Raw genomic sequence first — 26,547 nt, forward strand, 5'->3', positions numbered from 1 at the left:
GGTCGACGACGTCGCCGGGGACGACACCGGCGAGGGCCCCGCCCGCGGGGGCGGGGGGGGCGGGGGCGGGGGGGGGCGCGCGCGCCCCCAGGGCGCGGCGGGGGGGGGGGGGCCCGGGGGGGCGCCCCCCCGCGGGCGGGTCGGGCAGGGCCTTGGGCGACGCCGGCGGCGCGGGTGCCGCGGGCGGCGGCACGTCCGCCGCCGGACCCGCGCGGCCGCCCGCCTCCGGCCCGGCGAGACCGCTCGCCTCCGGCTCCAGCGCGCCGAGCGCCGGGTCCAGCGGGTCGAGCGCCGCCGCGCCCGGCCGGGCGCCCGCGTCGATCAGCGCCTGGTAAGGCCCTACCGCACGCGTACCCAGCCGTCGCAGGGCCGACCACATCGTCACCTGGTTCGCCGACAGGACCGGGACCCGCAGCTCCGCCTCCAGTTGCGGGATGACGTCGTACGTCGGGAGGTTGGTGCAACTGATGAAGAGCGCGTCGACCGGCTGGAGCACGGCGCGCCGGGCCATGTCGGCGACGTCCCGGTAGGGCACCTTCCAGATGTGCCGGGTCAGCCCGAGGTAGGCGCGGCCCGCGACCGACACGCCCGCCTCGCCCAGGTACTCCTCCAGGGCCAGGGTGACCGACCAGGTGTAGGGCGTGACGAGCGCGATGCGGCGCGCGCCCAGTTCGGCGAGCGCCTCCAGGAGCGCGCCGGAGGTGGTCACCGCGGGTACCGCGCGCTCCCGCGCCATGGCCTCGCACATCGCCCGCTCCCCCGCGATCCCGCCGACGAAGCTGCCCGAGGTGCAGGCGTACGCGAGGACCTCGGGCTCGGCGGCGGAGAGCGCGCGGACCGCGGCGCCGAGCGTCTCGTGCTCGCTGACCAGCCGGGCCAGGTCGAGGCTGACCTCGACGGGCACGTACGGCGTGCGTGTCAGGTGCAGCGAGACGTCGTCCGGGACCCAGCGCCACAGCTCCCGGTCCAGGGCGAAGTCGAAGGGGGCGACGACACCGACACCGCGCTGCGGGTGCGGTCCGCCGAGCATCGAGAACGATGTGACGTCCATGAGCGGGCCCTACGTTCGTGCGTGCGTGCGGTGACGGGGCCGGCCCGGGGGCCGGAGTGGTGCGGTGCCGGCGGCGCGCCGGGACGTCACGTCGGAACGAGGGACGTGTGCCGCGTGCGCACGGTCGCGTGAGCGGGGTGACCGGATGGGCGGACCGTACGCGCGGCCGCGGTCGCCGCGGTGAAGTGCTCGGGTCGAGCGCTCTGTTGACGACGGTAGGTTCGGGTGCCAGCGTGGTCAATCCGCTCATCTCAGACAGTCGGCCGGAGTGCGCCGCACCCGCTCCGGCCGCCGTCGGGGTGTCCGTCCCACCTCTCCCCAGCCGTCCACATCACCACGCAGTCACCCGTACACCCACGTATCCCCGGGCCTCCGGGGGCACGTGCGGCCACCACGTCCTTCCAGGGAAGCGGGCTCTCCTTGCGAAACGGTCTCTCCGCCGTGTCCGAAAGCACCGGCTCGAAGCGCGCCGGGACCGAGCGCACCCGGTCCGCGGGCGCCGGCGGCGCACGCCCCACGGTGCTCGTGCTCGACGCCCCGCCGCCCGCGCCACCGCCGCGCCTGGGCGCGCTGACCGGCCGGGCCCGGGTCCTGCACGCCGACGCCGGCACCCTCGCCGCGCAACTGCCCGAGGCCGACGTGCTGTTGGTGTGGGACTTCCTGTCCGACGCGGTCCGCCGCGCCTGGCCAGGGGACGGGCCCCGGCCGCGCTGGGTGCACACCGCGAGCGCGGGCGTCGACCGGCTGCTCTGCCCCGAACTCGTCGCCTGCGACACGGTGGTGACCAACGCCCGGGGCGTCTTCGACCAGCCGGTCGCCGAGTACGTCGCGGCGCTCGTCCTCGCCATGGCCAAGGACCTGCCGCGCACCCTCGCCCTCCAGGGCGAGCGGCGGTGGCTGCACCGCGAGAGCCGGCGGGTCGCGGGGACGCGGGCCTGTGTGGTGGGTTCGGGCCCGATCGGCCGCGCGACCGTGCGCACCCTCAAGGCGCTGGGCGTCACCACGGCCCTGGTCGGGCGCCGGCCGCGCACCGGCGTGTACGGCCCGGCCGACCTCGACCGGCTGCTCGCGCGCGCCGACTGGGTGGTGTGCGCGGCGCCCCTCACCGACGACACGCGCGGCATGTTCGACGAGCGGCGCTTCGGCGTGATGCAGCCGTCGGCGCGGTTCATCAACGTGGGCCGGGGCGCCCTGGTGGTGGAGGCGGACCTGGTGGCGGCGCTGTCGAAGCGGTGGATCGCGGGCGCGGCCCTGGACGTCTTCGCGCACGAGCCGCTGGCGCCGGACAGCCCGCTGTGGACGGCCCCCGGGCTGCTGGTGTCGCCGCACATGAGCGGGGACACGGTGGGCTGGCGGGACGAACTGGGCGCCCAGTTCGTGACGTTGTACGGGCAGTGGGAGGCGGGGCGGCCGCTGGTGAACGTGGTCGACAAGGAACGCGGGTACGTCCCCGGGCACTGAGCGCGCCCCCGGCTGGGCAGGGATCTTCCGTCCGCCCCCCCCCTGCCCCCCCCCGGCCCCTCGTCCACCCCCCCTTGCCCCCCCCGGTCCCGTCGTGCACCCCCTCCCCCCGCCGTTTCCGTCGTCCACCCCCCGCCTTCCCCTGGAGCGCGCATGACCGAGCACGCCGACCTGACCGCTCTCACCGCCACGCAGCTCGTCGACGGCTACCGCGCGGGCGCGTTCAGCCCCGTCGAGGTGGTCCGTGCCGTGCTGCGCCGGGCCGAGGAGGTGCAGCCGCGGGTGAACGCGTTCGTCCGCACCGACGCGGAGGACGCGCTCGCGCGGGCCGGGGAGAGCGCGGCGCGCTGGCGCGCGGGCACGCCGCTCGGCCTGGTGGACGGGGTGCCGGTCACCGTCAAGGACATGCTGCTGCAGCGCGGCGCGCCCACGCTGCGCGGCTCCCGGTGCGTGGCCGAGGCGGGCGCCTGGGACGAGGACGCGCCGGCCGTGGCACGGCTGCGCGAACACGGCGCGGTGTTCGTCGGCAAGACGACCACGCCCGAGTTCGGCTGGAAGGGCGTCACGGACAGCCCGCGCCACGGCGTGACCCGCAACCCGTACGACACCGCGCGCACCGCGGGCGGCTCCAGCGGCGGCAGCGCCGCGGCGGTGGCGCTCGGCGCGGGGCCGCTGTCCCTGGGCACGGACGGCGGCGGCTCGGTGCGGATACCCGGGGCGCTGTGCGGGATCTTCGCGCTCAAGCCGACGTACGGCACGGTGTCGCTGTACCCGGCGTCGGCGTTCGGGACGCTGTCGCACGTCGGGCCGATGACGCGGGACGCGGCGGACGCGGCGCTGCTCATGGACGTGATCGGGGCGCCCGACGCCCGGGACTGGTCGTGCCTGGCCCCGCGCGAGGGCAGCTTCCGCGAGGCGCTGGGGGGCGGGGTGCGGGGACTGCGGGTGGCGTACTCGCCGTCGCTGGGCGGGCAGGTCGCGGTGCGGCCCGGCGTGGCGGCTGCGGTGCGCGCGGGGGTGGAGGCCCTGGCGTCGCTGGGCGCGTACGTCGAGGAGGCCGACCCGGACTTCGCCGACCCCGTGGAGGCCTTCCACACGCTGTGGTTCAGCGGGGCCGCGCGGGTCGTGCAGCGGCTTTCGCCCGCGCGCCGGGAGCTCCTCGACCCGGGGCTGCGGGAGATCTGCGCCCAGGGGGCGCGGTACAGCGCGCTCGACTACCTCGCGGCCGTCGACGTCCGGGTGGAGCTGGGGCGGCGCATGGGCCGCTTCCACCAGGCGTACGACGTGCTGGTGACGCCGACGCTGCCGCTCACGGCGTTCGCGGCGGGGCACGAGGTGCCGCCGGGCAGCGGGCTGCGGCGGTGGACGGGGTGGACGCCGTTCACCTACCCCTTCAACCTCACGCAGCAGCCCGCGGCGACCGTGCCGTGCGGGGTGGACGGCGACGGGCTGCCCGTCGGGATGCAGATCGTGGGGGCCCGGTTCGCCGACGCCGTCGTGCTGCGCACGGCCCACGCGCTGTACGAGGCCGGGGCGGCGGGGGCGCCCCGGCCCGCGTGGTGACGCGTCCTAGGCGCGGCGGAAGTGGAGGGTCTCGCCCTCGGCCCCGGTGCGCCACAGGTCGTTGCAGGCCTCCGCGAGCCGGTCCAGGCCCTCGACGACCTGGCCCCAGACGATGCCGGGGACCCAGCCGACGTCGCCGTTGAGCAGCAGGTTGTTGCGCTCGTAGAACAGCGCGAGGTCGACGACGGTGCCCTGCCGGGGCGTGCCGTAGCCGTATGCCGACGTGCCCAGTTCGGTGCCGGCGAAGGTGAAGTAGCACAGGTCGCCCGGCACGGGCGTGACGGTGGGGTTCTCCAGCGGGGGCTCCTCGGGGGCGAACGGCGGGAAGAGGGCGTAGACCTCGTTGCGGGCGTACTTGGCGTGGTAGACGTCCCCGCCGAGCGGCAGCGCGTCCCACACCGCCGCGCAGGTCACCGGGGCCTTGTCGGCGAGGAGCAGCGCGGTGGCCCGGACACCGCGCCCGGCCAGGGCGACTTCGACGTAGCGGTCTGCCATGCCGCTCATGGTGCGCCCCGGGGCGCGGCCCGCGTCAAGAGCGCAACGATCGCGTACGGGGCCGGAATTCGTCGGCATAACCGGCGTCGCGTCGGGTAGCCGCGCGCCCATGGCTCCACGACTGAGGAACCCGAACAAGACACGGAGCGGCAGAGCGGAGGACGGCGACGAGGGCTCCATACGGCGTCTGCCCCGGCGCGCCGTTCTCATGTCCGCCGCCGTGCTCGGCGCCGCGGGCACCCTGGGAGCGGCGGGATGCAGCCGCGTCCCCACCGGGGACACGCTGGCCCGCCTGAAGTCCCAGGGCACGGTGCGGCTCGGCATCGCGGGCGAGGCACCGTACGGCTACATCGACGACGACGGCGACTTCACCGGGGAGGCGGTGGAGCTCGCCCGGATCATCTTCGAGCGGCTGGGAGTCGACCGCGTGCAGCCGGTCGCCACCGACTTCAGCTCGCTCATCCCCGGCCTGAAGACGCAGCAGTTCGACGTCGTGGCCGCCGGGATGTACATCAACAAAGAGCGCTGCCAGCAGGTGATCTTCTCCGATCCCGAGTACCAGATGCTCGACTCCTTCATCGTCCGCAAGGGCAACCCGATGGGGCTGCGCACGTACCGGGACGTGGTGCGCAAGAAGGCGAAGTTCGGTACGGGCACGGGCTACGCGGAGATCCAGTACGCCGTCGACGCCGGGTACGAGGAGAGCGACATCGTCATCCTCCAGGACCCCGTCGCGGGCCTGAACGCGGTGGAGGCCGGGCGCATCGACGTCTTCGGCGGCACCGCCCTGACCACGCGCGGCGTGGTGAAGAAGAGCAGCAAGGCCGAGGCCACCGAGCCGTTCGCGCCCGTCGTCGACGGCAGGAAGCACGTCGACGGCGGCGGCTTCACCTTCCGGCCCGCCGACACGAAGCTGCGGGACGCCTTCAACGTGGAGATCCACAAGATGAAGCGGAGCGGCGAACTCTTCCGCGTGCTGCGGCGGTTCGGCTTCACCAAGGCCGAGATGACCACCCTGACCGCCGAGGAGCTGTGCCGATGACAGCGGGCCTGTGGGAACACTGGGTGCTGCCCGGCATCTGGATCACCGTTCAGCTCACCCTCTACAGCGCGGCGCTGGCCACCGCCGTCGCCTTCGGCGTCGGCATGGCGCGCACCCACCGCTCCCGCGTGGTGCGGTTCTTCGCCGCCTTCTACACCGAGGTGTTCCGGGGCACGTCCGCCCTGGTCCTGATGTTCTGGATCTTCTTCGTGCTGCCGCAGCTCGCGGGCTGGGCGCTGGTGCCGATGTGGGCGGCGGTGCTCGCCCTCGGCCTGTCCTACGGGGCGTACGGCGCCGAGATCGTGCGCGGCGCCCTGAACGCGGTGGCCCCGGCGCAGCGCGAGGCGGGGGTCGCGCTGAGCTTCACACCCTGGCAGCGGATGCGGCTCATCCTGCTGCCGCAGGCGGTCCCGGAGATGATCCCGTCGTTCTGCAACCTGCTCGTCGAGCTGCTCAAGGGCACCGCGCTGGTGTCGCTGCTGGGCATCGGCGACGTGTCCTTCGCCGCGTACCTGGTGCGGCTCGCCACCACCGAGAGCGCCCAGGTCTACTCGATCACGCTGGTCATCTACTTCGTGCTCGCGTTCCTGCTCACGCGCGGCATGAAGCTCCTCGAACGCCGGGCCAAGGCGGGCATCGGGCAGTTCCCCGAGCCCTCGGCCACCGGGGGCCGGCTGCGCTTCCGCCGGTCCGACGCGACGTCACCCGAGCTGAGCAGTACGGGCGTCACGGGCGGGGGTGCGTCGCGATGAGAGGTGCTACCGCCACAGCCGGCGTCGAGTCCGCCGCCGCGGAGACAGTCAGTACGGCGACAGCCGGTACGGGGACAGCCGGTACGGACACCTGGGACTGGGGGGCGGTCGCCGACTTCATGCCGCACTTCTGGGACGGGGTGCTCGTCACCCTCCAGGTGCTCGCGCTCGGCTCGCTGATCTCCTTCTCCCTGGGGCTGGTGTGGGCGCTGGCCTTCCGGGCGCCCACCCGGCTCGTCCGCTGGCCGGTGGGCCTGTTCACCGAGTTCGTCCGCAACACGCCGCTGCTCGTGCAGCTCTTCTTCCTGTTCTTCGTGCTGCCGGAGTGGAACATCCAGTTCTCCGCCGAGACCACCGGCACGCTCGCGATCGGCCTGCACTACTCGACGTACACCGCGCAGGTCTACCGCGCGGGCATCGACGCCGTGCCCGTCGGGCAGTGGGAGGCGGCCAAGGCGCTCAGCCTGTCCTACCGGCGCACCTGGACGGCGGTGATCCTGCCGCAGGCCGTCCGCCGCGTGATCCCCGCGCTCGGCAACTACGTCATCGCCATGCTCAAGGACACCCCGCTGCTCGCCGGCATCGGCGTCCTCGAACTGCTCCAGCGCTCGCGGCTCGAAGCGGCGCAGACCTTCCAGTACACCGAGGCGCTGACCGTCGTCGGCGTCGCCTTCATCCTCATCGCCTACCCGTCCTCCCTCCTCCTGCGAGTCCTGGAGCGCCGCCTTGTCCGCTGACACCCCCCTTTCGAAAGGGCGGCCGAACCCGGCCGTCGACGGCAGCGAGCTGATCCGGTTCGACCGGGTCGTCAAGCGCTTCGGCGCGCACACGGTCCTGGACGAGCTGGACTTCTCCGTGGCCTCCGGCAAGCACGTGACGCTGATCGGCCCCTCCGGCTCCGGCAAGACGACGATCCTGCGGCTCCTGATGACCCTCATCAAGCCGGACGAGGGCACCATCAAGGTCGGCGACGCGTACCTGACGCACGAGGAGAAGAACGGCAGGCTCGTCCCGGCGGGCGAGAAGCACGTCCGCGAGGTCCGCAAGAACATCGGGATGGTCTTCCAGCAGTTCAACCTCTTCCCCAACATGAAGGTCCTGCGGAACATCACCGAGGCGCCCGTCACCGTCCTCGGCCTGCCCAAGGACGAGGCCGAGCAGCGCGCCCGCGACCTCCTCGACCTGGTCGGTCTCGGCGACAAGGTCGACGCCTACCCAACGCAGCTCTCCGGCGGCCAGCAGCAGCGGGTCGCCATCGCCCGCGCCCTCGCGATGCGCCCCCAGGTGCTGCTCCTGGACGAGGTGACATCGGCGCTCGACCCGGAACTGGTCGCCGGGGTCCTCGACGTCCTGCGGGACATCGCCCACACCACGGACATCACCATGCTGTGCGTGACCCACGAGATGAACTTCGCCCGGGACATCTCCGACCAGGTCCTGATGTTCGACGCGGGCCGGGTGATCGAGTCGGGGCCGCCGGAGAAGATCTTCTCCGACCCCGAGCACGAGCGGACCCGGGAGTTCCTCTCCGCGGTCCTGTGAACCGCGCGGGCGCCGGGCGGAAACGGCCAACGCCCCCTGCCGGTGGCGCTTTTGGCGGTTATGGTGGACAGAGTCCCGCTGTCCAGAACCGTACCGTCGCAAGGATCACCGGGCCCGGGGGCCCGCGAAGCCCGTCAGGGCGAGGGGGAGAGCCGTGGCACTGCAGCAGGAGCCGACGACGGCGCACCGGTCGGTGCAGCACGCGCTGCGGGTGCTCGAGCTCGTGGCGCGCCGCTCCGGCGGCGTCGGCGAGGACGACCTCGCCCGCCACACGGCGCTGCCGCCCGCCCGGCTCGCCCCGCTCCTGCGCATGCTGCTCCGTGAGGGGTACGTGGAGCAGCTCTCCGACGGGGCGTACGTCACCGGCGCGTCCCTGGCCCGGCTCGGCTCCGCCCACGACCGCGACCGGGCCCTGCGCGAGAAGCTCCAGCACACCCTGGGCGGCCTGCGCGACTCGATCGGCGCGGCGGTGTACGTGAGCCGGTACGTGGACGGCGAGATCCGGGTCGTGGGGTGCGCCGACGGCCCGGGCGCCCCGAAGGTCAACGAGTGGGTGGACTTCCGCGTCGCCGGCCACGCCTGCGCGGTCGGCAAGAGCCTGCTCGCCCAGCTCGACGTGGCCGCGCGCCGCGACCACCTCGCGCGCCACAAGATGGCCCGGCTCACCTCGCGCACCATCACCAACGAGCGGGTCCTGCTGACCAAGCTCGCCGCCCAGGCCCCCACGGTCCCGGTCCTCGACCTCCAGGAGTACGCGGTCGGCACGGTCTGCGCCGCCGTCCCCGTGACCGCGGGCTCGGCGGTCGGCGCGCTCGCCCTGTCGCTGCCGGTCCGGCACGCGCACCGGCTGCGGGAGGCCGCGGAGCGCCTGAACCGCAGGGCGGCGCCGGTGCTGCTGTCGCTGGCGATCTGAGCGGGGGCGGCGGGCGCGGGGCGCGGGTGCGCCCGGGGGGCGTGCGGCGGGCGCGGGGCGTGCCGGGCGTGCGGGGCGCGGGGTGTGGGGCGGGCGGGGCGGAGGGGGCGCGCGGGTGGTCACGAGCACCCCTGCGCACCAGGTAATATTTTCTTCGTCAGCAGGCGCCGCTAGCTCAGTTGGTTAGAGCAGCTGACTCTTAATCAGCGGGTCCGGGGTTCGAGTCCCTGGCGGCGCACAGAGTGATCAGGTTCACCGCCTGAGACTGACAGTGAAGAGGGCGCTTCCGGTTTCCGGAAGCGCCCTCTTCGTCGTGTCCGCCGGACGGCGCCGGGCTAGTGGAAGCTCAGCGTCCGGTACACCGTGACGTCGCCCATCAGCTCCTGGCAGCGCCGGGCCGCCGCCGCCAGCTTGGCGTGGCAGTCCGGGGCCCGCGTGTCCAGGAGGATCCCGAGGGCCGTGCCGCTGTGGCCCACCACGACGCCGAGGCCGCCGATCCGCTCACAGATGTCGATCATCGGCTCCAGGGACCACTTGTGGCGGAGCACCTGGTTCATCCGGGCGCTCGCGGTGGCGACCCGGCCGACCTCCGCCAGGTCCCGCCGGGCGACGGCGCGGGTCACCCGGTCGAGCAGCCGCGCGTACTGGCGCCTGTCGGCGGCGGTGAACGGCTTCGGGAGGGTGTTGAAGTGCACCGTGTCCACGGCCCCGCCCTCGTCGACGCCGACCACCGCCATCGACGGCAGCGACCCCAGCTCCGCCCGGAGCCGCACGCTGCGGTGGTGGAAGGCGACGACGGCCGGGTAGAGCACCCCGTCGGTCGGCTCGATCCTCGCCAGGTACCGCTCGATGCGGCGCGGCGGCATCGGCTCGCCCAGGGCGTTGGCGACCGCCCGGGCCGTGGCGACCAGGTCGGCCGAGGAACTGGCCAGGCCCTTGCCCTCGGGCAGCGTGCTGTCGATGGTCAGCAGGCCGCCCGCGGGGTGCCGGGCGTCCGCCATGATCATGCCGGTGAGCCGCAGCGCCTTCTTCTTGTGGTGCGGGCGCACCGCGAGGCCGGGCGCGGCCGGGTCCGGCTCGAAGCGGGCCATGGCCCAGCGGGCGACCGGCAGCGTCACCAGGAAGTCGCCGTCCCTCTCGGGCAGCACGCCCTGGAGCAGCTCCCCGAAGGTGCCGAAGGCCGCGCTGACGCCGATGGCCGCCACCCGGCCCGCCGGGCCGAGCAGGTGCGGGGTCGTGGTCACGGGGTGCTCCCTCGTCCGGGTCGGCTGTGGTGGGCGGCCGCGCCGGGGCGACCGGCCTGTTCCGGTGGTCCGGGCCGGGCGCCCAGGGCGGCCCGGACCGCGCCCGCCGCGTCCCCGGGGCGCGTACCGACGAAGTACGGCCCGCCGCCCGGCACCTCGTGCACCGTCACGTCGTCGGCCACCGCCTTCCACTCCGCCGCGCCCGCCGCCCCGTCCGGGACGTCCCGCGCGACCACCACCGTCAGGGGCGTGGCGACACGGTGGGCGCCGGGGTCCGCGCGCAGCCGCGCCAGGTGGGTGTGGGCGGTGCGGACGTCGTGGCGGCAGGCGCGGGCGACGACCCGGGCGCGCTCCGGCTTGAGGGCGTCCAGCTCGACGTACGCGGTACCGGCGCGCAGCCGGTCGAGCAGGTCCCGGTCGGACGCGGCGGCGGCCTCGGCGGCCCGGGCGCGCAGCACGGCGGCGTCCGCGAGGGCCTGCCCGCCGACGAACACGCGCTCGACGCGGCGGCCCGCCGCCCGCAGCAGCCGCGCCGTCTCCAGGGCGGGCGCCGCCCCGGCGCCGTGCCCCCACAGCAGCAGCGGCCCGGTGCCGTGGGCGGCCAGCTCGCCGGCCACGCGCCGGGCGAGCTCGGCCACCTCCACCGGCGCGCCGGTGGACGCCAGGTCGTGTCCCGGGGGCTCCACGCCGAGCACGGCGACGCCGTCGTCCGCGAGCTCGCGGGCCAGGGAGCGGAAGTTCACCGCGTTGCCGCCCTCGTACGGGAAGCAGACCAGCGTGTGCCGGGGGCTGCGGACCGCGGACAGCGGCTGGAGCAGGCCGGGCGCCCCGGTCGCGGCGCCGTCGAGGACCGCCGCGAGGTCCGCGAGGACCGGCCGGGCGGCCAGATCGCCGAGGGTCAGGGCCCGGTCGAGGTGGACCAGCAGCCGGACCGCGGCGAGCGAGGTGCCGCCGAGCGCGAAGAAGCTGTCGCCGCGCCCGATGCGCTCCAGGGGGACACCCAGGACCTCCGCCCACAGCATGGCGAGCCGCTGCTCGGCCGGGGTGCTCGGCGCGGTGTACGGGGCGCCGCCGTGCCCGAGCGTACGGGCGAGCCGCACCAGGGCCTTCTTGTCGGCCTTGCCGTGGTCGGTGCGGGGCAGCCGGTCCAGGCGGTGGAAGTAGGCGGGGACCATGTAGTCGGGCAGGAGCGCGGCGAGGAAGTCACGGGCACGGCCCGGGGACAGCGCGCCGGGGGCGCTCCCCCCGCTTCCCGCGCTCGTGCCGCCCGTGCCGTCCGTGCCGTCCGTGCCGTCCGTGCCGCTGTAGAACGCCGTGAGGCCGCGCAGCACGCCCGCGCCGCTGTCGATCACGACCGCCGCCTCGCGGACGCCGGGCATGGTGAGGAGGCGGTTCTCGATCTCGCCGAGCTCGATGCGGTAGCCGCGGATCTTGACCTGCTCGTCGTGGCGGCCCAGGTACTCCAGGCGGCCCTCGGGCAGCCAGCGGCCGAAGTCGCCCGTGCGGTACAGCCGGGCGCCCGCGCGGAACGGGTCGGGCACGAAGGCCTGCCGGGTGCGCTCGTCGTCACCGACGTAGCCGCGGCCCACGCACACGCCGGAGAACGCGATCTCCCCGGTGGAGCCGAGCGGCACCAGGGCCAGGTTGGCGTCCAGGACATAGGTGTTGACGTTGTGGCGGGAGCGGCCGAGGGGGACGAAGCCGCGCTCGGGCACCCCGTCGAGGACCTCGTGCACGGTGTCGTCGCACACCTCGGTGGCGCCGTACGCGTTGACGAGCCGGATGCCCGGGTACCGCGCGAACCACCGCCGCACCAGGTCGAGCCCCAGGGCCTCCCCGGTCACGGACAGCACGCGCAGCGCGGCGGGGGCCGGGCGCGGGTACCGCTCCAGGTGCGTGAGGAGCGTCTCCAGGTACGAGGGGACGACCTGCGCCACGGTGACGCGGCCCGCGTCGAGCTCGTCCCAGAAGGCGTCGACGCCGAGCTGCGCCGCGGTGTCGACGACCCGTACGGCGGCCCCGGTGACGAGCGGGGCCGCGAACTGCCACAGGGAGATGTCGAAGCTCTGCGCCGCGGTCTGCGCGACGACCTCGCCCGCCCCGGCGGTGAGCCCCATGTCGTCGGCCTTCATGAGCAGGTGGTTGAGCAGCCCGGCGTGCTCGCACACCGCGCCCTTGGGGGTGCCGGTGGAGCCCGAGGTGAAGTACAGGTACGCCGCCTGGTCCGGGGTGACGGTGACGTCGGGGGCGCCCGGGGGCCCACCCGCGGCGAGGACGCCGGGCACGGACAGGGGCACGGGGTCCGCCGTGGACGCGGCCGCCGCGTCCCGGGCGAGGCCCTCCGTGCCCGGCTCGGTGAGGACGAACGCGCAGGAGGCGAGGGAGAGTTGGGCGGCCACGTGCGGGGCGGGGAAGTCGGGGGCGACAGGCAGGTGGACACCGCCCGCCTTGAACACGCCGAGCGCCGCGGCGATCCACTCCAGGCCGCGTTCGAGGACCACGGCCACGACGTCCTCGCGGCCGAGCCCGGCGGCGAGCAGCGCGCGGGCGACAGCGTCGGAGCGCTCGTCGAGCTCCCGGTACGTCCAGCGGCGGTCGCCGTGCGCGGCGGCGACCGTGTCCGGCGCGGCGCGCGCCCGGTCCCGGAACAGCTCGGTGAAGGCCCGCCGCGGCAGCTCGGTGCGCGGCCCCGCGAGGTCGTACAGCTGCGTCTCGACCTCGCGCGCGGACAGCAGACTCTGCCGGTCGTGCCGGGCGGCGGGGTCGGCGGCGACCAGGCGCAGCGCGGCCCGGTGGTAGCCCGCGACGCGCTCGGCGCAGGAGGCGTCGAGCGCGGCGGAGTCGTGCGTGACGCGCAGCGCGAGGCCGCCGTCGCCCTCGCGGGCGAAGGCGACGCGCAGGACGACACCGCCGGGCAGGCCGGTTTCCGCCGGGCCGGTCCCCCCGGTGAGGCCGGACAGGTCCAGCGCCACCTCCGGCCGCAGCGCGCCCCGGTAGGTCCGCGCCCCGGCCGCGCCCGCCACAAGATCCGCCCACGTCGCGTCGGGGACCGCGAGCCGCAGCGGGCCCTGAAGCCCGTCCGGCGCGTCCGGCCCGTCCGGCGCGCCGGAGGCGTACCCGACGAGCAGGTCGCGTTCGTTGGTGAGGGTCGCGAGGACGCGGGCGTGGGCGGCGATCAGCAGCGCGGGCAGGGTGGCGCCCAGGTCGCGCGCGGTGCGCTCCAGGGCGCCGGCCACGCCGGCGGGCAGCAGGGCCGTGTGCGTGCCGGTGCCGGGGCCGCCGCCGGCGGGGGCGGTCCAGCGGGGGATCCGGGTGGCGGGCTCCCCGGCGGTGTCGTCGTACGTCATCGGTGCGACGCCCCCTCCTCGCGCGTGACGGTGATCAGGTCCACCGCGTCCCGTGCGCGCCGGGCCGCCTCGGCGGTGCCGGGGCCCGTGGCCACCACGCAGGCCAGGCGGTCGAGGAACGAGTGGGTGCGGCGCAGGTGCCTGCCGACGGCCGTGCTCACGGTGACGGCCTCGACGCCGGGGGCCGAGCGGGCCTCGGGCAGGCCGTCGACGGCGGTGACCAGGCCCTCGCCGTCGGCCGTGAGGAAGCGCACGGCGGCGTGCCCGGCACCGGGGGCGGCGGGTGCCGGGGCCCGGCCGGTGGCGCGGGCGACCACCGCGTCCACCAGGTCGACGCCGGTGGCGGCCCGGACGGCGACGGGGATCATGCCGCCCGCGAGCCGCGGGTTGACCTCGATGACGACCGGCCCGTCGGCCGCCAGGCGCAGCTCGGTGTGGGCGGCGCCCCAGCCGAGGCCGAGCGCCGCGAGCGCGCGCAGGGCGGTGCCGGCGAGCCGGTCCGCCGTCGCGGCGGGCACGGGCGCGGGCACGTCGTGCCCGGTCTCCACGAAGTACGGCTCGGGCCCGACGTGCTTGGCGACGACGGCGACCACGCGGTCGTCGAGGGTCTCCACCGAGAACTCCGGCCCCCGCACGGCCGCTTCGACGAGCAGCCGCCCGGGCACCGGGGTGCCGCGTTCGTCCGTGCCCCGGCCGAGCAGGTGGCGCGCCCAGGCCTCGGTCTCGGCGGCGTCCCGGCACAGCCGCACCCCGACCGACCCTGAGCCCGCGACCGGCTTGAGGACGACGGGGAAACCGATGCCGGTGGCCGCGCGCACGGCGTCCGGCACGCTCTCCACGGCCGAGAACGCGGGCACGGGCACGCCGCCCGCGGCGAGCGCCGCCCGCTGCTCGTCCTTGGCGCGGCAGCGCGCGATCGCGTCGCCGTCGGCGGCGGGCAGGCCGAGCTTGGCGGCGGCGCGCGCGGCGGTCGCCACGTAGTACTCGGAGCTGGAGGCGACGGCGGCCAGGCCCCCGTCGTCCGCGAGCGCCTCGCAGGCGGCCACGACCGCCCCCAGGTCGCCGGTGTCCAGGACGCGGACGGCGACCGCGTCCTCGGCGACGTACGGGTAGCGGCGCGGGTCCCGGGTCAGGAGCACCGGGCGCAGGCCGCGGGCGCGCGCGGCGGCGCAGAACTCGCGGCCGGTGCCGGTGGTGTTGCTCTCCACGAAGGCGCACCACGGTGGCGGTGCGGGGTGGGGCGGGGTGGTGGTCATGGTGTCCCTCCGTGGCGGGCGACGACGTCCGCCGCCGCCCGTTCGCGCAGCCGGTCCGCGTCCCGCAGCCGGGCCCGGTGCGCGGTGATCCAGTCGTGGTGGGCGGCGAGGCGGGCGCGCAGGGCGGTCACCACGGCGGCCCCGGCGCCGGGACCGCCGCCCCGGTCGTGGGCGGCGACGACGTCGGGCAGCGGCGGGAGCCGGCCGCCGGCGCCGACGGGGAAGCCGTCCGGCGCGGTGACCTCGGTCAGCTCGGGGGCGCCGGACGCGATCGCCTCGCGGACGGCCGCGCCCACGGCGTGGTGGGCGGCGCGGAACGGCACCCCCCGCGCGACCAGGCGGTTCGCGATCGCGGTGGCGGTCACGAAGCCCTCCTTGGCGCGCTGCTCCATGCGCGCGGGCACCGGCCGGGCCCCGCTCACCAGGACCTGGGAGAGCAGCACCGAGTCGCGCACCGCGGCGAGCGCGGGCCACACCACGGCGACGGCCTCGGTGCCGACCTCGATGGAGTTGGTGAACGGCGTGGCCTTCATCGCGGACGCCGAGGCCGTCCAGGCGCCGATGGCCGCCGCGGCCTTCCCCTTCACGTGCTCCAGGAGGAAGGCGTTGCGCTTCTGGGGCATGGCGGAGCTGCCGCCGACGAGCCGCTCGGGGAACTCCACGAAGCCGAACTCCTGCGTGGACCAGAGCTGGAGGTCGGTGGCGAGTCTGCTGAGGGTCACCGCGGCCGACGCGGCCGAGGCGAGGGCGCGCAGCGCGGTGTCGCGCGCGGCGACCGCGTCCGTGGCGTGCAGCGGCGGCGCGGCGAAGCCGAGCAGCGCGGCGGTGCGGGCGGAGTCGATCGGCAGGTCGGTGCCCGCGACGGCGCCCGCGCCCAGCGGGCACCGGTCCAGCGCGTCCACGGCCTGCCGCAGGCCCGCCACGTCCCGGTCCAGGGCCGCCGCGAGCCCCGCCAGGTAGTAGCCGTAGGTGACGGGCATCGCGGGCTGGAAGTGCGTGTACACGGGCATCACGACGCCGCCGTGGGCGCGGGCCCGGGACAGCAGCGCCGCCTGGAGCCGGAGCACCTCGCCGAGCAGGCCGAGGAGTTCACCGCGCAGGCGCATCGCCGTGACGGTGGCCTTCAGGTCGTTGCGGGACCGCCCGGTGTGCAGCTTGCCGCCGACGTCGGGCCCCAGCTCGGCCGTCAGATGGCCCTCGTACATCAGGTACAGGCCGCGCGGCGCGGGCAGTCCGGCGAGGGCCGCGAAGCCGGTCGCCCGCAGGTGCCCGACGCGCTCCAGGAGCGCGGCCGCCGCGGGCCCCGGCAGCAGGCCGGTCTCGGTGAGCATCACCACGTGGGCGAGGTCGACGGTGCTGGTCAGCTCCAGCTCGCCGCGGACCTCGTCGAGCCCCTGCCCGCCGTAGACGACGCGGCGGGTGCGGGGGCCGAGCACGGCGGTGAGCCGCCCGGTGCCGCCGGTCACCGCAGCACCTCGCTCCCCGGTACCGGGCCCGCCGGGGAGCGCGGCACCACGCCGGGCACGTCCTCGTAGGCGCGGCGGCCCCAGGCGAAGCGGGTCCAGCGGCCGCTGGCCTCCTTGGGCGCGGTGACGGTGACGGGCTCGGCGTCCTGCCGGGTGTCCAGGACGTGGCCGCGCTCGGCGAGCCACGTGTCGTCGTACACGGTGGCCTGGTAGCGGTAGCCCTCGTCCGGCATCATCACCACGCACAGCCGGTCCGGGTGGTTGCGGGCCCACCACCGCGCGACCAGGTAGGCGGCGCCGCTCGTCGGGCCCTGGAACAGGGCGTGCCCGGCGTGCAGGGCGCGCGTGGAGGCGTACGCCTCCTCGGCGGTGCACCAGTGGACCTCGTCGAACAGGCTGTGGTCGAGGTTGCCCGGCCACAGGCTGTTGCCGAGGCCGCGCAGCTCGCGCGGGCCGTCGCTCGGCCCGAACAGGACGCTGCTGTGGCTGTCGACGCCGATGGCCAGCGTGTCCGGCGTGTACGCGCGAAGACCGCGCGTGGTGCCGCTCATCGAGCCGCCGGAGCCGACCGGGCCCACCAGGCAGTCCACCTGGCCCAGGGTGCGGACGAGCTGCTCGGAGACCCGCTCGTAGCTGCGCGGGTTGTCCGGGTTGGTGTACTGCTCGGGGCAGAACGTCGACGGCAGCTGCGCGCGGATCTCCGCGAGGCGGCGCAGCCGCGCCTCCTGGTAGCCGCCGACGGGCGCGGGCTCCTGGCAGATCTCGACGCGGGCGCCGAGGTCGCTGAGCCTGCGGTGCAGGTTCGCGTCGATGGCCGGGTCGCTGACCAGGATCAGCTCGCGCTCGGTCAGCGCGGCCTGCATGGCGAGGGCGAGGCCGAAGGTGCCCGACGTGGTCTCCACGAGCACCGTGTTGTGGTGCAACTCGCCCCGTTCGCGCGCGCGTTGCAGGATGAAGTGGGCGGGCAACAGCTTCATCAGGGTGAAGACCGCGCCGTACAGGTTCGGCCCGAGCCGCACGAGGCGCGGCATCATCTGCGCCTCGGTGATCGAGTGGTACGTCGGGGGGGTCACCGGCATGGGAGCTCCCTGGGGATTGGGTCGTGCTGGTCGGGGGCGGCAAAGGGCGCGCCTCTCCTTGGCTCAGCATCCGGGCGGGCCCTGACAGTCGACTGACAGGTCCGCACCGGGCCCGGGGAGCCGCCGGCGGCCCGGACGGGTTCGGGGACGGCGTGGAATCATGGGTGCGTCCGGACGCCGGTGAGTGGGGGGACAGCATGGTGTGGACGACGGTCGTGGAAGCCCGGCCCTTCGCGGCGCGGCGGCTCGTGTGCTTCCCGCACGCGGGCGGCTCGCCGTACTTCTTCCGCTCCTGGGGCAAGGCGCTCAAGGACTTCGAGGTGCACGTGGTGTGCTACCCGGGGCGCGCCGACCGGATCGCCGAGCCGCCCGCCACGGACCTGGTGCGCATGGCGCAGGACATCGCGCGTGAGCTGCGGCCGCTGCCGGACGGGCGGCCCACGGTGTTCTTCGGGCACAGCATGGGCGCGTCCGTGGCGTACGAGGTCGCGCGGCGCTGGGGCGCCGAGGGGGCGGCCCCGGAGCACCTCTTCGCCTCCGCCGCCCGCGCCCCGCACCTGGCGGACGGCTCGCCGGAGCGGGCCGCGCGGCTCGACGACGCCGAGGTCCTGCGGACGCTGCGGCGCCTCGGCGGCACGGAGGCGGAGCTCCTGGAGAACCCGGTGTTCCTGGAGCTGGTGATGCCGTACGTGGGCGCGGACTTCCGCATGGTCGCCGGGTACGCGGGCCCGGCGGACGCCGCCCCGCTCGCCTGCCCCGTCACCGCGCTCCTCGGCGTCGACGACCCCCGCGTCACCACCGACCAGGCCGCGGCCTGGCGGGAGACCACCCGCTCCGGCTTCGCGTTCCACACCCGCCCCGGCGGCCACTTCTACCTGAGCGAGGAGCCGCCGTTCGAACTGATCGAGGGCGCGGCGGGGGGCCAGGGCCGGGGCTAGGCAGCGCCCCCCGGGGGCGCGTCCGGTAGTGCCCCGGAGGGGCCGCGGGGGCGCGTCCGGCGGTGCCCCGAAGGGGGCGCGTGGGCGCGTCCGGTGGCGCCCCGAAGGGGGCGCGTGGGCGCGTCCGGTGGCGCCCCGAAGGGGCGCGGGGAACTGCGCGAGCGGCCACGACGGCGCGGCAGTCGGCCGACGGCACGTCACGACCGGGCGGGATGCCGACGGCAACGGACCGGGAGCCGACGGCAGCGGACCGGAAGCCGACGCAACGGGCCGGGCCGGGGCCCGGCCGGGCCGCAGCGGCCCCCGGGGCTAGCCCCGGGCCACGGAGCGGTCGCGGTACTGCTCGGCCAGGAGAAAGGCCAGGTCCAGGGACTGGGTGTGGTTGAGCCGCGGGTCGCACGCGGTCTCGTAGCGCTCGGGAAGGTCCTCCTCGAGCACGGCGTTGCCGCCACCCACGCACTCGGTGACGTCGTCACCGGTCAGCTCGACGTGGATGCCACCGGGGTGCGTGCCCAGCTCCCGGTGGACCTCCACGAAGCCGCGGACCTCGTCCAGGACCGTGTCGAAGCGGCGGGTCTTGTGCCCGCTCGGCGCCGTCGTCGTGTTGCCGTGCATGGGGTCGCTCACCCAGCACACCTGCGCGCCCTCCGCGTTGACCTTCTCCACCAGCGTCGGCAGCACGTCCCTCACGCGGTCGGCGCCCGCGCGCACCACGAACGTCAACCGGCCGGGCTCGCGGTCCGGGTCGAGCCGGTCGACGAGGGCGAGGACCGTGTCGGGCGTCGTCGTCGGACCGAGCTTCACCGCGATCGGGTTGGCGATGCGGGAGAAGTACTCCACGTGCGCGCCGTCCAGGTCACGGGTGCGCTCCCCGATCCACAGCAGGTGCCCGCTGGTGGCGTACGCGCGGCCGGTGCCGGGCTCGGTGCGGGTCAGCGCGGCCTCGTAGTCCAGCAGCAGCCCCTCGTGCCCCACGAAGAACTCCGCGGTGGCGACCTCCCGGGTGTCGACGCCGCAGGCCCGCATGAAGGCGAGGCTGCGGCCGATCTCGTCGGCGAGCTGCTCGTAGCGCTCGCCGGCCCCGGACGCGGCGACGAACCCCTGGTTCCAGGCGTGCACCTGGCGCAGGTCGGCGAAGCCGCCGGTGGTCAGGGCGCGCACCAGGTTCAGCGAACGGGCCGAGGCGTCGTACATCGCCCGCAGCCGCTCCGCGTCCGGGCGGCGCGCCCCGGCCGTGAACTCCAGGCCGTTGACGGCGTCCCCGCGGTACGACGGCAGCGTGACGCCGTCGCGCTCCTCGACGGGGCTCGACCGCGGCTTGGCGTACTGGCCCGCCATGCGGCCGACCTTGACGACCGGCAGGGCGGTGGCGTGGGTGAGGACGACGGCCATCTGGAGCAGGGTGCGCAGCTTGCCGCGGATGGAGTCGGTGCCGGTCCCCGCGAACGTCTCGGCGCAGTCGCCGCCCTGGAGCAGGATCGCCTCGCCCCGGGCCACGGCCGCCATGCGGCGCCGCAGCAGGTCGCACTCGGCGGCCGCCACCAGCGGCGGGGCCCCCGCGAGACCCCGGGCGACGGCGCCCAGGGCGGCCGCGTCGGGCCAGTCGGGCTGCTGCCGGGCGGGGAACGCGCGCCAGGAGGAGGCGGCGTCGGAGGCAGTTCCGCCGTTTCCCCCGGCATCAGGCCCGGCATCAGGTCCGGTGTCAGGTCCGGTGTCAGGTCCGGTATCGGCCCCCGTACCACTCCCGGCGGCTTTCCCGGTGTTTCCCTCGGGTTCTCTGTCGCTGTCTTTCCTGGCTGCTTTCATGGCTGCCTTCCCCGTGCGGACGCGGAACTGGAGGAACGGAAACGCGGACCACTCAATACGCGCCACCGTGTCCGGGTCAAGCGTTTCCGAATTGGTCCGCATCCGCGCCCGCCGATTGGTCTGGCCGCGCCGGAAGTCCGCTGATTCACTGCTGCCGGAAGAACCCGAAGAACCCGAAGAACGCGAAGAACCCGAAGAAACCACAGAGTCCCCTCACCGGGAGTGCCAGGGAGTTTCATCATGCCGGACATGGCTACGATCGACGTACGGGTCTCGGACACCGGCCTGCCGCCGCACGACCCCCTCGACCTGTACGCGCTGCTGCGCGGGGACCACGGCCGGGACACGTTCCTCTTCGAGAGCGTCGACGGCGCCGACCAGGACCGGCGCTGGGCCGCCGTCGGCTTCGGGCGCCTCGCCGAGATCCGCGTGTACGCGGACCACGTGGACCTCGACGGCACGCCCGCCCTGGCCCGGGCGCTGGCCGCGGTCGCGCTCACGGCGGGCCTCAGGGGCGACCACCCCGAGGCGCCCGACCCGGGCGTGCACCGGCTGCGGCTGACGGGGCCCGGCCAGGTGTGGGACCTGCTCGCCGGCGCGCAGCGGCTGTTCGCGGTGGAGACGGGGCGCTCCCCGGACACGTACGCGTTCGGGTTCCTGACCTCCTTCGCGTACGGGGCGGCCTGGCACATGGAGGCGCTGCCCGCCCGCACCAAGCCGCCGCGCGGGCCCGACATCACGCTCACCCTGTTCCGGCACACCGTGTGGTACGACCTCGCCGACGGCTCGGTGACGCATCTGCGGGCCGACAGCCGGGCGTTCGCCGACGCGGACGGGGAGCCGGTCGGTGAGGGTCTGGCAGGAGGGGGTTCGGCGGGCGAGGGGCCGGTGGGCGGGGGTTCGTCGGGCGAGGGGCCGGCGGGTGAGGGGCCGGTGGGTGAGGGGCCGGGTGGTGCCGGGCTCGTGGCGCTCGCCCGGGCGGCGGCGGCCGCGCCCCCGCGGAGGGTGCCCGCCGCGCCCGCGCCCGCGTCCGTGCGGGACAGCGTGTCCCGGCGGATGTTCCTCGACCGGGCCGGACGCTGCCTCGCCCACATCCGCGTCGGGGACATCTACCAGATCCAGATCGGCCACCGCGTCGACGTCCGCACCGAGCTGACGCCCCTCGACGTCTACCGGCGGCTTCGCTCCCGCAACCCGTCGCCGTACATGTATCTGATGCCGCGTGCGGGCCGCACGCTGATCGGGGCGAGCCCCGAGCTGTTCTTCCGCGTCGAGGGCGGCCGGATCGTGATGCGCCCCATCGCGGGCACCGCGCGGCGCGGCCCGGACGAGGAGGAGAACGCCCGGCGCGTCAAGGAGATGCGCGAGAGCGTCAAGGAGCAGGCCGAGCACGTGATGCTCGTCGACCTGTGCCGCAACGACATCGGCCGGGTCACCACGCCCGGCACCCTGCCGGTGGACCGGCTCATGGCGGTGGAGCGCTACAGCCACGTCTTCCACCTGGTGTCCACCGTCTCCGGGGACCTTGAACCGGGCGTGGACCCCTGGCGGGCGGTGCGGGCCACCTTCCCCGCGGGGACGATGACCGGGGCGCCCAAGGTCCGTGCCATGGAGATCGTCGAGGGCCTGGAGGAGGAGCCGCGCGGCGCCTACGCGGGTGCCGTCGGCCTCGTCGACGCCCGCGGCTGGAGCGAGCTCGCGCTGTGCATCCGTACCGTCGAGCACGACGGCGACACGTACGCCACGCAGAGCTCCGCGGGCATCGTCGCCCAGTCCGACCCGGAGGCCGAGTGGCGTGAGACGCTCGCGAAGATGGGCGCCGCCTACTGGGCGCTCACCGGCGAGGAGTTGCTGCCGTGAACGATTTCTCCGCGAAGGGTGTCCCCGCGCACGTGCCCACGCCGGACCCGGAGGAGGGCGTGCGGCCCATGCAGGTGCTGCTGATCGACGCCTACGACAGTTTCGTCCACATCATCGACCAGTACCTGCGGGCCCTCGGTGCGCGGACCCAGGTCGTCCGCTCCCTGACGCGCTCCCCCGCCGAGCTGGCCGCGCTCGCCCCGGACGCGGTGGTGCTCGGCCCCGGGCCCGGGCATCCGGCCGAGTCCGGGCACGTGGAGCTGGTGCGGGAGTTCGCGGGCCGGGTGCCGCTGCTCGGGGTGTGCCTGGGGCACCAGGCGATCGCCCTCGCGCACGGCGGCCGGGTCGAGGTCGCCGACCAGGTGATGCACGGCCGCACCAGCACCGTGCGGCACGACGGCGCCGGCATCTTCCAGGGCCTCGGCCACACCCTCGAAGCCACCCGCTACCACTCCCTGGTGGTGGCGGAGCCGCTGCCGCGGGAGCTGGTGACCACGGCCACCGCCCTCGACCACGGCTATGTGATGGGGCTGCGCCACCGGACGCTGCCGGTGGAGGGCGTGCAGTTCCACCCGGAGAGCGTGATGACGAACGGCGGCCTCGCGATGATGGACAACTTCCTCGCGGGCGGCGCCCGGTGGGCGGCGGCTACGGCCGGGCGAGCACCGCGGCCAGTTCCCTGACCGCCTCCGTCACGCCCGAGGCCGGCAGGTGGGCGTGGCCCACGACCAGGGCGGGCGCGGCCCGCTGCGGCCGGGCGTGGAACGCCGCGCCGCCCCGCACGAGGACGGACCTGGCGCGCGCCCCGGCCACCAGGGCCGCTTCGTCGACGTGGTGCGGCAGCCGTACGTAGGCGTGCAGGCCCGCCGCCGGGCCGGCCACCGCGGCCCCGGGCAGGTGGCGGGCGACCGCCTCCTCCAGGGTCGTCCGGCGGCTGCGGCAGCGGGCGTTGAGCCGGCGCAGGTGGCGGTCGAACAGGCCGCCGCGCAGCAGTTCCGCGAAGGCGAGCTGGGTGAGGGTGTCGGTGCCCAGGTCGTGCCGGGCCCGTACGCGGAGCAGCCGGTCGAGCAGCGGCCGGGGCGCGGCCGCCCAGCCGAGGCGGAGGCCGGGTGCGAGGGACTTGCTGGCGGTGCCCGCGTACACCACGTGCTCGGGCGCCTCGCGCTGCAGGGCCAGGGGGCGGACGCCGTCGCGGTCGTACCAGACGCCGCCGTCGTAGTCGTCCTCGATCACCCAGCCGTCGACCGCCCGCGCCCAGCGGACGAGCGCCTCGCGCCGCCGCGCGGACAACCGGGCGCCGGTCGGGAACTGGTGCGCGGGCGTGACGAGGACGGCGCGCGCCCCCGAGGCGGTGAGCGCGTCCACGTCGATGCCCTCGGCGTCGACCGGCACCGGCACCGGCCGCAGTCCGCTGTCGCGTACGAACCGGCGCTGCCCGGGGTGGCCGGGGTCCTCGATGGCGAGGGCGGCGTGGCCGTCCTCGGCGAGGACCGCGCACAGCAGGCTGAGCGTCTGCGCGAACCCGGCGGCCACCATGACCTGGTGCGGGCTCGTCCGCACGCCGCGCAGCCGGCCCAGGCAGTGCGCCAGCTCCGTGCGCAGGCCGGGTTCGCCCGCGAGCGGCGGGTAGCCGTGGTCAGTGGCGTCGGCCTTGTGCAGGACGCGCTGGTAGCAGGTGAGCCACTCGCGGCGGGGAAACGCCGAGAAGTTGCGGCCGCCGGGTCTCAGGTCCCAGCGGACGTCCGGCACCGGCGGCTCCGGGCCCGCCTCCAGGAGCGCGGGCACGACCGGGCGCGGGGCGGCGTCCAGGTGCTCCACGACGCGGGTACCGGCGCCGCGCACGGCTTCCAGGTAGCCCTCGGCGACGAGCTGCCCGAACGCCTCCACGACGACGCTGCGGGACACACCGAGGTCGTCGGCGAGGCGCCTGCTGGACGGCAGCCGCGTGCCGGGGTGGAGGATGCCCTCCAGGATCTCCTTCCTGATGAACCGCTGGATCTGAGAGGTCAGGGACTGTTCGGATTCCCTGACGACGTCCACCGCTATGTGCAGGGCCACCGGCCCCTCCTTCTCTCGTGTTTTCCTGGTGCTTCTCTTCTTCTTTCTCTCTCTCGTTCGTCCGGGGCCGGGGACGGGGCGGGGGGGGGGGCCGGGGGAATTGGACCGTACGAGTTCCAGGGAAGTGGTCTGGAAGTGGCGTCCCGGGTTTTCCAGAATGGGGGGCGTTCACTCGTTTCTTGTGCGTCGTCTGTTGGGCGTCGTTTCTTGGGCGCCGTTTCCTGTACGTCGTCCGCGCCGTCGAGCCGCTTCGAGGAGAATGCCGTGACCACCGATGAGGGTCTCACCTGGCCGGAATTGCTGAACGCGCTGCTGAGCCGCCGGGATCTGTCCGCGCGGCAGACCGCCTGGGCGATGGATCAGGCGATGTCGGGGAGCGCCGGGCCCGCCCGGCTCGCGGGGCTGATGGTGGCGCTGCGGGCCAAGGGCGAGACCGTGGAGGAGATCACCGGCCTGGTGGAGGCCATGTACGCGCACGCCGTACCGCTGGAGGTGCCGGGTCCGGCCCTGGACATCGTCGGCACCGGCGGCGACGGGTCGCACAGCGTCAACGTCTCGACGATGTCGGCGGTGGTCGCGGCCGGCGCGGGCGCGCGGGTCGTCAAGCACGGCAACCGGTCGGCGTCGTCGGCGTGCGGTTCGGCGGACGTCCTGGAGGAGTTGGGGGTCGCGCTCGACCTGCCCGCGGCGGAGGTCGCGGACGTCGCCGGGGACGTGGGGATCACGTTCTGCTTCGCGCCGCTGTTCCACCCGGCGATGCGGCACGCAGCCGGGCCGCGGCGGGAGCTCGGGATCCGTACGGTGTTCAACGCCCTGGGGCCGCTGACGAATCCGGCCCGGCCCGCGGCGGCCGCGGTGGGGGTCGCGGATCCACGGCTCGCCCCGCTGCTGGCAGGGGTGTTCGCGCGGCGCGGCGTCTCGGCGCTGGTCTTCCGGGGCGACGACGGGATGGACGAGCTGACGGTCACCACTACCTCCACGGTCTGGACGGTCACCGGCTCCGAGGTGCGCAGGGAGTCCTTCGACCCACGGGACGTCGGCATCGGGTACGTCGCCGCCGACGCGCTGCGCGGCGGCGACCGGGCCCGTAACGCGGCTGTGGCCCGGGAACTGCTCTCCGGAGCGCGCGGCCCGGTCCGGGACGCGGTCCTGCTCTCCGCCGCCGCGGGCCTCGCGGCCCTCGCCCCGGCCGACGCCCCGCTCACCGACCGGATCGCGGCCGGGATGGAGCGGGCGGCGGAGGCGATCGACTCGGGCGCGGCGGCAGCGGTGCTCGAGCGGTGGGCGGCGGTGACGACCAAGCGGGCGCTCGGGAGTTGAGGGGGCTTCGGGGGGCGAGGGCTTGGGGGGCCTCCCCCCTCCCCCTCCCTCCCCACCCCCCGATGTTCAGTCCCAGGCCGAGCCCTCACAGACCCCCGCCCTGGCCGAGCCGGGCCTGCCAGGCCTGCCAGACCTGCCCATCCCGCCTCACACCACCCCGCCCCGCCCCACCCACCGCGCCGAGCCCTCACCCCGCCAAGCACCCAGCCCCGGCAGGCACTTAGCTCCACCAAGCACCCAGCCCCACCGAGCGCCCAGCCCGCCGCCCTCGGCTACCTCAGTGCCCTCCCCCGCTGCCGTCCCGCCTCCACCAGTGCCGCCACCGCCTTCTTGCTGTCGCCGCCCGTCACCACGGACTCGCCGACGAGGATGGCGTCGGCGCCCTGCGCGGCGTAGTCCGCCGCGTCCTGGGGGCCGCGGACTCCGGACTCGGCTATGCGGACGACGCCGTCGGGGATCTCCGGGGCGATGCGGGCGAACGTGCCGCGGTCCATCTCCAGGGTGCGCAGGTCGCGGGCGTTGACTCCGATGACCCAGGCGCCGGCGTCGAGGGCGCGCTTGACCTCCGTCTCGTCGTGCACCTCCACCAGGGGGGTCAGGCCTATCTCAGCGGCGATGGCGAGGAGTTCGGCGAGCAACGGTTGTTCAAGGGCGGCGACGATGAGCAGGACCAGGTCGGCGCCGTGTGCGCGGGACTCCCAGAGTTGGTACGGGTCGACGATGAAGTCCTTGCGGAGCAGCGGCACGCGCACGCGGGCGCCCACGGCGTCGAGGTCGGCGAGGCAGCCGCCGAAGCGGTGCCGCTCGGTGAGGACGCTGATGGCGGCGGCGCCTCCGGCCTCGTACTCGGCGGCGAGGCCGCCGGGGTCGAGGATGTCGGCGAGGTTTCCCTTGGCCGGGCTGCTGCGCTTGACCTCGGCGATGACTTTGAGGCCGTCGGTGCCGGAGAGCAGCGCGGCGCAGTCGAGGCCGGGGCCGACCTCCGCCACTTGGTCGGACAGCTCGGCCTCCGGTATGAGCCGGCGGCGTGCCGTCAGGTCCTCGCGGACCGCTCCGATGATGTCGTCGAGCGTGTTCATCCCCACACGTCCTTCCCCTGTGCTTCCACGCTAGAGGCGGGCGAAGGGCCGGGCCACAACCTTCAGTTCCGGGTGAAAGACCCAGGTGAGGGCGGGGCGCGGCGGCTTCGTCCGCCGGTTCGGTCCGTGCCGCGATGCCCCGCGGCCGGCCGCGCCGCGGTCCGTCGTGAGGGGCCGCGAGGGGTCTCGCGGCGCCTCACGACGGACCGGGCGACGGATTCCGTGGCCGTTTCACGTCATCGAGCCGATGCATGTCACCGGGCCGGTGCATGTCA

21 protein-coding genes and 1 tRNA gene are annotated in these 26,547 nt (G+C 75.3%); 12 read left to right on the top strand and 10 right to left on the bottom strand.

Annotated features, from left to right (window positions below):
• Nucleotides 1-1,051, bottom strand: a 1,051-nt coding sequence (locus QK440_RS05025; RefSeq protein ID WP_282791732.1) for an aspartate/glutamate racemase family protein, incomplete at its 3' end; no start/stop codon positions are given.
• Between the two features lie 525 nt (nucleotides 1,052-1,576).
• Here QK440_RS05025 and QK440_RS05030 point away from each other — a divergent pair.
• Together QK440_RS05030 and QK440_RS05035 are read left to right on the top strand one after the other, a co-directional pair.
• Nucleotides 1,577-2,512 carry a D-2-hydroxyacid dehydrogenase gene (locus tag QK440_RS05030; RefSeq protein ID WP_282791818.1) on the top strand — a complete coding sequence of 312 codons (936 nt, stop codon included), beginning with the start codon at nucleotides 1,577-1,579 and terminating at the stop codon, nucleotides 2,510-2,512.
• Between the two features lie 153 nt (nucleotides 2,513-2,665).
• Nucleotides 2,666-4,075, top strand: a complete 1,410-nt coding sequence (locus QK440_RS05035; RefSeq protein WP_282791733.1) for an amidase — start codon at nucleotides 2,666-2,668, stop codon at nucleotides 4,073-4,075.
• 6 nt (nucleotides 4,076-4,081) lie between these two features.
• Here QK440_RS05035 and QK440_RS05040 read toward each other — a convergent pair whose 3' ends face one another.
• Nucleotides 4,082-4,570 carry a DUF3830 family protein gene (locus tag QK440_RS05040; protein ID WP_282791734.1) on the bottom strand — a complete coding sequence of 163 codons (489 nt, stop codon included), beginning with the start codon at nucleotides 4,568-4,570 and terminating at the stop codon, nucleotides 4,082-4,084.
• A gap of 208 nt (nucleotides 4,571-4,778) precedes the next feature.
• Between QK440_RS05040 and ehuB the strand changes: the two genes are divergently transcribed.
• The 6 genes from ehuB (at nucleotide 4,779) to QK440_RS05070 (ending at nucleotide 9,057) form a co-directional block, all read left to right on the top strand.
• Nucleotides 4,779-5,612, top strand: coding sequence for an ectoine/hydroxyectoine ABC transporter substrate-binding protein EhuB (gene ehuB, locus QK440_RS05045; RefSeq protein ID WP_282791819.1), 834 nt, complete (start codon nucleotides 4,779-4,781; stop codon nucleotides 5,610-5,612).
• Nucleotides 5,609-6,364, top strand: coding sequence for an ectoine/hydroxyectoine ABC transporter permease subunit EhuC (gene ehuC, locus QK440_RS05050; protein ID WP_282791735.1), 756 nt, complete (start codon nucleotides 5,609-5,611; stop codon nucleotides 6,362-6,364). Before ehuB ends, ehuC begins: the two co-directional genes overlap by 4 nt.
• 119 nt (nucleotides 6,365-6,483) lie before the next feature.
• The gene (gene ehuD / locus QK440_RS05055) at nucleotides 6,484-7,101 is read left to right on the top strand and encodes an ectoine/hydroxyectoine ABC transporter permease subunit EhuD (RefSeq protein ID WP_282791820.1); all 618 of its coding nucleotides are present in this window, start codon (nucleotides 6,484-6,486) and stop codon (nucleotides 7,099-7,101) included.
• Entirely contained in the window at nucleotides 7,091-7,906 is an 816-nt protein-coding gene (gene ehuA / locus QK440_RS05060) for an ectoine/hydroxyectoine ABC transporter ATP-binding protein EhuA (RefSeq protein WP_282791736.1), read from the top strand. Before ehuD ends, ehuA begins: the two co-directional genes overlap by 11 nt.
• A 154-nt stretch (nucleotides 7,907-8,060) precedes the next feature.
• The gene (locus QK440_RS05065; RefSeq protein ID WP_282791737.1) at nucleotides 8,061-8,819 is read left to right on the top strand and encodes an IclR family transcriptional regulator C-terminal domain-containing protein; all 759 of its coding nucleotides are present in this window, start codon (nucleotides 8,061-8,063) and stop codon (nucleotides 8,817-8,819) included.
• A gap of 164 nt (nucleotides 8,820-8,983) precedes the next feature.
• Nucleotides 8,984-9,057 (top strand) — tRNA-Lys (locus tag QK440_RS05070).
• A 97-nt stretch (nucleotides 9,058-9,154) separates the two neighbouring features.
• Here QK440_RS05070 and QK440_RS05075 read toward each other — a convergent pair.
• The 5 genes from QK440_RS05075 to QK440_RS05095 are packed head-to-tail and all read right to left on the bottom strand — an operon-like array spanning nucleotide 9,155 to nucleotide 17,211.
• Nucleotides 9,155-10,063 (bottom strand): kinase, encoded by a 909-nt coding sequence (locus tag QK440_RS05075; RefSeq protein WP_282791738.1) that lies wholly within the window; start codon nucleotides 10,061-10,063, stop codon nucleotides 9,155-9,157.
• On the bottom strand, nucleotides 10,060-13,410 hold the full coding sequence (locus QK440_RS05080) for an amino acid adenylation domain-containing protein (RefSeq protein WP_282791739.1): 3,351 nt from the start codon (nucleotides 13,408-13,410) through the stop codon (nucleotides 10,060-10,062). Before QK440_RS05080 ends, QK440_RS05075 begins: the two co-directional genes overlap by 4 nt.
• Complete coding sequence (locus QK440_RS05085; RefSeq protein WP_282791740.1) at nucleotides 13,407-14,666, bottom strand: ATP-grasp domain-containing protein; 1,260 nt, start codon at nucleotides 14,664-14,666, stop codon at nucleotides 13,407-13,409. The genes QK440_RS05080 and QK440_RS05085 overlap by 4 nt, the downstream gene beginning before the upstream one ends.
• Nucleotides 14,663-16,132 (bottom strand): argininosuccinate lyase, encoded by a 1,470-nt coding sequence (gene argH, locus QK440_RS05090; RefSeq protein WP_282791741.1) that lies wholly within the window; start codon nucleotides 16,130-16,132, stop codon nucleotides 14,663-14,665. Before argH ends, QK440_RS05085 begins: the two co-directional genes overlap by 4 nt.
• Nucleotides 16,129-17,211: a pyridoxal-phosphate dependent enzyme gene (locus QK440_RS05095; protein WP_282791742.1), complete on the bottom strand. Its 1,083-nt coding sequence runs from the start codon at nucleotides 17,209-17,211 to the stop codon at nucleotides 16,129-16,131. Before QK440_RS05095 ends, argH begins: the two co-directional genes overlap by 4 nt.
• Nucleotides 17,212-17,408: 197 nt before the next feature.
• Between QK440_RS05095 and QK440_RS05100 the strand changes: the two genes are divergently transcribed.
• Entirely contained in the window at nucleotides 17,409-18,149 is a 741-nt protein-coding gene (locus tag QK440_RS05100; protein ID WP_282791743.1) for an alpha/beta fold hydrolase, read from the top strand.
• A gap of 309 nt (nucleotides 18,150-18,458) precedes the next feature.
• Here QK440_RS05100 and QK440_RS05105 read toward each other — a convergent pair whose 3' ends face one another.
• A complete protein-coding gene (locus QK440_RS05105; RefSeq protein WP_282791744.1) occupies nucleotides 18,459-19,955 on the bottom strand; it encodes a 3-deoxy-7-phosphoheptulonate synthase class II in 1,497 nt (498 codons plus the stop codon).
• A 249-nt stretch (nucleotides 19,956-20,204) separates the two neighbouring features.
• Here QK440_RS05105 and QK440_RS05110 point away from each other — a divergent pair, with 249 nt between their 5' ends.
• Nucleotides 20,205-21,815, top strand: coding sequence for an anthranilate synthase component I family protein (locus QK440_RS05110; RefSeq protein ID WP_282791745.1), 1,611 nt, complete (start codon nucleotides 20,205-20,207; stop codon nucleotides 21,813-21,815).
• A gap of 68 nt (nucleotides 21,816-21,883) precedes the next feature.
• The gene (locus QK440_RS05115) at nucleotides 21,884-22,498 is read left to right on the top strand and encodes an aminodeoxychorismate/anthranilate synthase component II (protein WP_282791821.1); all 615 of its coding nucleotides are present in this window, start codon (nucleotides 21,884-21,886) and stop codon (nucleotides 22,496-22,498) included.
• Here the strand turns inward: QK440_RS05115 and QK440_RS05120 are convergent.
• Nucleotides 22,464-23,873, bottom strand: coding sequence for a PLP-dependent aminotransferase family protein (locus QK440_RS05120; RefSeq protein ID WP_282791746.1), 1,410 nt, complete (start codon nucleotides 23,871-23,873; stop codon nucleotides 22,464-22,466). The genes QK440_RS05115 and QK440_RS05120 overlap by 35 nt on opposite strands.
• A 264-nt stretch (nucleotides 23,874-24,137) precedes the next feature.
• Between QK440_RS05120 and trpD the strand changes: the two genes are divergently transcribed.
• Nucleotides 24,138-25,193: an anthranilate phosphoribosyltransferase gene (gene trpD / locus QK440_RS05125; protein WP_282791747.1), complete on the top strand. Its 1,056-nt coding sequence runs from the start codon at nucleotides 24,138-24,140 to the stop codon at nucleotides 25,191-25,193.
• Nucleotides 25,194-25,465: 272 nt separating this feature from the next.
• On the opposite strand, the gene trpC is transcribed toward trpD, so the two are convergent.
• A complete protein-coding gene (gene trpC, locus QK440_RS05130) occupies nucleotides 25,466-26,272 on the bottom strand; it encodes an indole-3-glycerol phosphate synthase TrpC (protein WP_282791748.1) in 807 nt (268 codons plus the stop codon).
• Between the last annotated feature and the right edge of the window lie 275 nt (nucleotides 26,273-26,547).

This window comes from Streptomyces sp. CC224B, from assembly GCF_030010595.1.
Classification (GTDB): Bacteria; Actinomycetota; Actinomycetes; order Streptomycetales; family Streptomycetaceae; genus Streptomyces; species Streptomyces longispororuber.

What these genes read in the sequence shown, in the direction of transcription:
- trpC (WP_282791748.1), bottom strand. Translation starts at nt 26,272, where the DNA reads ATGAACACGCTCGACGACATCATCGGAGCGGTCCGCGAGGACCTGACG.
- QK440_RS05080 (WP_282791739.1), bottom strand. Translation starts at nt 13,410, where the DNA reads ATGACGTACGACGACACCGCCGGGGAGCCCGCCACCCGGATCCCCCGC.
- QK440_RS05115 (WP_282791821.1), top strand. Translation starts at nt 21,884, where the DNA reads ATGCAGGTGCTGCTGATCGACGCCTACGACAGTTTCGTCCACATCATC.
- ehuC (WP_282791735.1), top strand. Translation starts at nt 5,609, where the DNA reads ATGACAGCGGGCCTGTGGGAACACTGGGTGCTGCCCGGCATCTGGATC.
- QK440_RS05100 (WP_282791743.1), top strand. Translation starts at nt 17,409, where the DNA reads ATGGTGTGGACGACGGTCGTGGAAGCCCGGCCCTTCGCGGCGCGGCGG.
- ehuD (WP_282791820.1), top strand. Translation starts at nt 6,484, where the DNA reads ATGCCGCACTTCTGGGACGGGGTGCTCGTCACCCTCCAGGTGCTCGCG.
- ehuB (WP_282791819.1), top strand. Translation starts at nt 4,779, where the DNA reads ATGTCCGCCGCCGTGCTCGGCGCCGCGGGCACCCTGGGAGCGGCGGGA.
- QK440_RS05085 (WP_282791740.1), bottom strand. Translation starts at nt 14,666, where the DNA reads ATGACCACCACCCCGCCCCACCCCGCACCGCCACCGTGGTGCGCCTTC.
- QK440_RS05110 (WP_282791745.1), top strand. Translation starts at nt 20,205, where the DNA reads ATGGCTACGATCGACGTACGGGTCTCGGACACCGGCCTGCCGCCGCAC.
- QK440_RS05040 (WP_282791734.1), bottom strand. Translation starts at nt 4,570, where the DNA reads ATGGCAGACCGCTACGTCGAAGTCGCCCTGGCCGGGCGCGGTGTCCGG.
- QK440_RS05095 (WP_282791742.1), bottom strand. Translation starts at nt 17,211, where the DNA reads ATGCCGGTGACCCCCCCGACGTACCACTCGATCACCGAGGCGCAGATG.
- QK440_RS05035 (WP_282791733.1), top strand. Translation starts at nt 2,666, where the DNA reads ATGACCGAGCACGCCGACCTGACCGCTCTCACCGCCACGCAGCTCGTC.
- QK440_RS05105 (WP_282791744.1), bottom strand. Translation starts at nt 19,955, where the DNA reads ATGAAAGCAGCCAGGAAAGACAGCGACAGAGAACCCGAGGGAAACACC.